The sequence below is a fragment of the Flavobacterium sp. genome, from assembly GCF_043720215.1.
Taxonomy (GTDB): Bacteria; Bacteroidota; Bacteroidia; order Flavobacteriales; family Flavobacteriaceae; genus Flavobacterium.
Window position 1 is genome coordinate 1 of sequence record NZ_JAYSSZ010000064.1, and the last position, 5,229, is coordinate 5,229.

Below are 5,229 nucleotides of genomic sequence, written 5' to 3' on the forward strand. Positions count from 1 at the left end.
GGAAAAAACAAACCCTGTTATTCATTTCTCTTTTGATTCGATTAGTTATAAAGAAGTCGGTTTAGCAGATGCCTTGTTGTTTGAATTGAAAAAATGGGCAAATAAATACGAAGTTTCTTTTGAAGGAAAAGATATAAAAACCCAATTTTTAGAGCTTTTACAAAAAGTTTCAGAAAAGCATGGTCAGGTTGTTTTGTTAATAGATGAATATGATAAACCAATTATTGATTTTTTGGAGTTTCAAGAAAACGGCATTTATGTCCAATCCAAAAAAAACCAAGAGATTATGAAAAGTTTTTATTCTATCTTAAAAAGCTCTAGCCAATATCTTCGCTTTTTCCTTGTAACAGGGGTTTCCAAATTTTCTAAAGTCTCCATTTTCTCCGATTTGAATAATTTGACGGATTTAACCCTTCATCCTGAATATTCTACTTTGACAGGCTATACCCAAACAGAATTAGAAACTTATTTTGACCAATACATCGAGGAGGCGAGTAAAAAATTAAAATTATCAAGAGCGGAACTATTGCAACTCATCAAAACTTGGTATGATGGCTTTAGTTGGGATGGCGTTAATCGGGTGTATAATCCTTATGGGGTGTTGAATTTTTTAGACCAATGTCGCTTTACCAATTTTTGGTTTTCTTCCGGTACACCTACTTTTTTATTGCATTTGATGAAAAGGTATAATCTATATGATGTTGAAAATTCCATTACGAACTCTATTAAATTAGAAAAATATACAATCGAAAATTTAGAACTCGTTCCTTTGTTATTTCAAACCGGATATTTAACGGTTAAATCCATGAATAATGTAACGGATGATATGGTTTTGGACTATCCCAATAAAGAAGTGCGAGAAAGTATGTATTTTTTTATGATTGATGGGTTAACAAATGCACACCAAAGCCATCACTATGCTTATGACTCTCTAAAAGTGTTGTTGGAGGCATTTCAAAATGCAGAGTTGGACAAAGTCAAAACGGTTATCAATAATTTATTAAGTGGTTTACCTTCAGAAACTTATGATGCCAAATCGGAAGGTTTATATCATGGATTACTTCATTTTATTTTTAAATTATTGGGCACTTACATTAAAAGCGAAGTACATAGCTCAAAAGGACGAGCGGATAGCATAGTTGAAACGCCAACTCATGTTTTTATTTTTGAATTCAAATTTAATCGCACCGGAAAAGAGGCTTTAAACCAAATTATAAAAAATAATTATGCAGAACCTTATCGGGCTTCCGGTAAAATAATCACCGGAATCGGGGTGAATTTTAATACTAAAGAAAAGAGTATTAAACATTGGGTAACGGCTAAGTTTTAAAAACAAACCTTTTTCCTTAATTTATGAAAAAAAATCCTCCTTTTTGCCTCCTTTTTTTCCTATTAGTTTTACTTTCTTGTAAAAATAATACAACGGATAATAATTCAATTTCAAATTCTGATGAAGTTGCTGCTACTTCTCTGTTAGGAAAACCGCTTTTCGCTTCAAAACCTTCCGCTGAATTATTAGAAAAATACAACCAACACAAAAAAGCGTTTGATTCCGCACCTTATGATGTGGAAAAACTAATTTGGTACGGAAGATTCACCGCTTATCAAGGGAAATACAAGGAAGCCATATCCATTTTCAAAAAAGGTATAGAACAATTTCCCCAAGATGCGCGACTGTATCGTCATCGAGGGCATCGTTATATTTCTATCCGGCAATTTGACCAAGCGATTGCAGATTTTGAAAAAGCCGTTGAATTGATACAAGGTAAACAAGACGAAATAGAGCCGGACGGAATACCAAACGCTCAAAATATACCCGTTAGCACCTTACAAGGGAATATTTATTATCATCTTGGATAAGCAAATTATTTAAAACAGGATTTTTCAAAAGCCTTTAAAGCCTTTGATAAATGTTTAGGAACCTCTACCAATAATGATAATATTGTTTCTGCTACTCATTGGTTGTACATGATTTTAAATCGAATGCAACAACCGCAAGCGGCTGTTGGGGTTTTAAATAAAATCACTCTGAAATGTCAATCATTGAAAATCAAAACTACTACGATTTGTGTTTGTTTTATAAAGGAGAATTAACGTTGGAGCAACTAATAGTTAAAGCCGACCAAGATAAAGGTGCAGGTAGAGATGCCATTGATTACGGCATCGGAAATTGGTATTTGTATCATGGAGAATCTGAAAATGCAAAAAAAGTATATGAGAATATATTAAAACGAGATTCATGGAGTTCTTTTGGATATATTGCTGCGGAGAAAGATTATGCTACTTTATTTAATTTTTGACTTTGGACAAATACCTCGCCGCACGTAGCGGGTACGAGACACAAGAAAAATGATATTTTAGGCGGACGCTATTCATTTTTTTGACATTTTAGTTTACAAATCGGTATTTTTTTTTCTTTTTTGACCACATCAAACTTTGGTTTAGGAGTTAGGGTATCCCCTTTTTGTCTGCCTTTACCTTTTTTGTACTTTTGAGGTAAAAAAGGGTTTGGGTCAAAAGTAGAAAAAAGGGTATGAGCCGCCTTGCGTGTTTGAGCAATGGTCAAAACATCAGTAATTTCATTTTCTACGGTTTTTTCTTTGTAAACCGATAAATACTTTTCCCAAACTTCGGGTTGAGCTTGTGTTTCTGAGGAAGCGGTAAGGAGCAACCAAACGGCTAGTGTCCAAACAGCCAACCAATTATCAAGATGCCCGACATCGGAAGTTTGAAAACTATCCAAGAGCATGGATTGTTTGGCAAAACGATAAAAAGGTTCTACATCGTAACGTTCGCAATATTGGAAGTAAGCAAGCGTGGTAGAAGTTTCCGATTTACGTTTGCCGCAAAGAGCGATGAATAAAGGTCGAACAAAAACAAGTTCTTTGGTTTCAGCATCTTTAACAACGCATCTGATAATATCCAAAGGTTTATCCTTCATGGAGTTACCGTTTTTCGAGCGTATTTTCAGGTCATTCCAACGGAAGAGTTCAACGACGACTTTTCGTCCATTGCTCAATTCTAACTCAAGGGAAATGTGTTCCGAACATGGCAAATCCATAATACTATCCCGCTCGACTGTATAGGCTACTCCTTTTTTGAAGTAGGTTTTTGTATCCGTTTCGGGAATTAAGTACCATTTTTGTCCATATATTTTAGGGGCACCCCCAGTTTGGGTATCCGATTCTGATTGGTAAATCTTGGAAGATGCTCGTAGTCGAACAATATTGACCAAGTTAGCAGCTTCATGAGTAGGGGACAAAAAAGCGGCTTGACCATAGCTTGTGTCTGCTTTATGCAGACATAAACTATCCCCAAAAGGCAGGGTCTTATCGGTCATAACGGACATTAAGGCTTTGGCTCCGGCTTCGATAGCATTTCGAGTAGCCGTTAAGCGTTCAACTGTCATCGGCGGACACCAACCCCCTTGTCCTTGCTCAAAAGGGTTCAAGTGTAAACACGATACCGGATAACCAATACCAACCGGTTTATTGCCTTTTATCGCATTATTGGCTATCGGTACATACGTGCGTCCTTCCAATGTCGGCGAATGCGCTTTAATAATCTTGGTCGTATCCGTTGTAAATCCGTAAAATTCTGTCCCTTCTTCCTTGCGAATCGGGGGAATATATCGGGAAATTACTAAATTTACCTCCTGGATTAGGCTTTCATAGCTTTGTTCATCAAAGCTTATATCCGTCATAATCTTCGTCAGGTTACTGTAGTGATAGTGAAAAATTTCACTCTTACTCAACTGTACGACACTTTGGGCTTCCGTGGCACTTGCCAATGCCATTACTGCATTGGCTAGCGGTCGGTAGCGATTGACATTCATATTAAGAATATCATGGCAGAACTGTTCTGATTTACTTTTTTCTTTCATAATACAAAGTTCTTCAGTAGGTTCTGCTTTTTTATATTTTCAGCTACTTTTTTTTCACCCCCGGTAAATAACCGGAGTGATGCTTTAATATTACTTTAAATATCAAAGACATTTATTTCAAATAAAATGATATTCCTTTGAATTCTTACAAAAGTATTCAAAATTTACCATGTCACATTTTTTTTAAAATCTGTAATTTTAATAGAACTTCGGTTTAAAATTTGTCCAAAGTCAAATTAATTGATGTTTCATTATTACTCTTAAGTAGTTAGACCTAAATAAACGACAATTTTATGAGGATACAATTAATTGACTTTCAATATAATGTAACGCAATCTGACTTCTGACTTCTTTAATCTGACTTCTTATGATAAAAAATACCCTTTCCAACGCTGAATTAGCGCGATATGCGCGTCATATAGCAATACCCGAATTTGGGATTGAAGCCCAAGAAAAATTAAAAGCAGCGAAAGTTTTAGTGATTGGAGCAGGAGGACTTGGAAGCCCCTTATTGCTATATTTAACAGCCGCCGGCGTAGGAAAAATTGGAATTGTGGAGTTCGATGTTGTGGATGAATCAAATCTTCAACGCCAAGTTTTATATGATGTCAGCGATATTGGTAAATCAAAAGCTAAAACAGCCAAAAAGAAACTTTCCAAACTCAACCCACATATTTTAATCGAGGTTTTTGAAAAGCCTTTTACGGCTCAAAACGCAAAGAAAATTTCCAAAGATTACGATATTATCGCGGACGGAACGGACAATTTTCCAACTCGGTATTTGACCAATGATGTTTGTGTGCTTTATGATAAAGTAAATGTTTACGCTTCCATTTTTCGATTTGAAGGGCAAGTTTCTGTTTTTAATTATGTTGAAAAAAACGGAGAAAGAGGGCCTAATTATCGCGATTTATTTCCTGAACCGCCTCCTCCCGGAACCGTTCCAAGTTGTGCAGAAGGCGGAGTTTTGGGCGTTTTACCGGGAATTATCGGTAGTTTACAAGCCAACGAAGTTATCAAAATAATTACCGGAGTGGGAGAACCCTTATCGGGAAGGTTATTTTTGTTTGATGCAGCCTTGTTTACGACAAGAATATTAAAAATTAGAAAAAATCCGGCTACCAAAATTACTAAACTAATTGATTATGAAGCATTTTGTGGAATACTTAAATTCATTAAAACCGAAGAACTAAAAAGGATAAGCGTAGAAGAACTACAAAAATGGATACAAGAAGGCAAAAATTTTCAACTCATAGATGTCCGCGAGTCTTACGAATACGATATTGCCAACTTAAATGGAACGTTAATTCCCATGAATAAAATGATAGGGAATTTAGATAAAATTT

Annotated in this window: 5 protein-coding genes; 4 read left to right on the forward strand and 1 reads right to left on the reverse strand. The window is 35.6% G+C overall.

What is annotated here, in order from left to right; all coding sequences use genetic code 11:
- The 3 genes from ACHZC3_RS02855 to ACHZC3_RS02865 form a co-directional block, all read left to right on the forward strand.
- Window positions 1-1,330, forward strand: a 1,330-nt coding sequence (locus ACHZC3_RS02855; RefSeq protein ID WP_394758368.1) for an AAA family ATPase, incomplete at its 5' end; no start/stop codon positions are given.
- 23 nt (window positions 1,331-1,353) lie between these two features.
- The gene (locus ACHZC3_RS02860; protein WP_394758369.1) at window positions 1,354-1,860 is read left to right on the forward strand and encodes a tetratricopeptide repeat protein; all 507 of its coding nucleotides are present in this window, start codon (window positions 1,354-1,356) and stop codon (window positions 1,858-1,860) included.
- Window positions 1,861-2,033: 173 nt separating this feature from the next.
- Window positions 2,034-2,300, forward strand: coding sequence for a hypothetical protein (locus ACHZC3_RS02865; protein WP_394758370.1), 267 nt, complete (start codon window positions 2,034-2,036; stop codon window positions 2,298-2,300).
- A 68-nt stretch (window positions 2,301-2,368) separates the two neighbouring features.
- Here ACHZC3_RS02865 and ACHZC3_RS02870 read toward each other — a convergent pair whose 3' ends face one another.
- Window positions 2,369-3,883: a hypothetical protein gene (locus tag ACHZC3_RS02870; RefSeq protein WP_394758371.1), complete on the reverse strand. Its 1,515-nt coding sequence runs from the start codon at window positions 3,881-3,883 to the stop codon at window positions 2,369-2,371.
- A gap of 367 nt (window positions 3,884-4,250) precedes the next feature.
- On the opposite strand from ACHZC3_RS02870, the gene moeB reads away from it, so the two are divergent.
- A partial coding sequence (gene moeB, locus ACHZC3_RS02875) for a molybdopterin-synthase adenylyltransferase MoeB (protein WP_394758372.1) occupies window positions 4,251-5,229 on the forward strand: 979 nt, incomplete at its 3' end.

What these genes read in the sequence shown, in the direction of transcription:
- ACHZC3_RS02860 (WP_394758369.1), top strand. Translation starts at nt 1,354, where the DNA reads ATGAAAAAAAATCCTCCTTTTTGCCTCCTTTTTTTCCTATTAGTTTTA.
- ACHZC3_RS02865 (WP_394758370.1), top strand. Translation starts at nt 2,034, where the DNA reads ATGTCAATCATTGAAAATCAAAACTACTACGATTTGTGTTTGTTTTAT.
- ACHZC3_RS02870 (WP_394758371.1), bottom strand. Translation starts at nt 3,883, where the DNA reads ATGAAAGAAAAAAGTAAATCAGAACAGTTCTGCCATGATATTCTTAAT.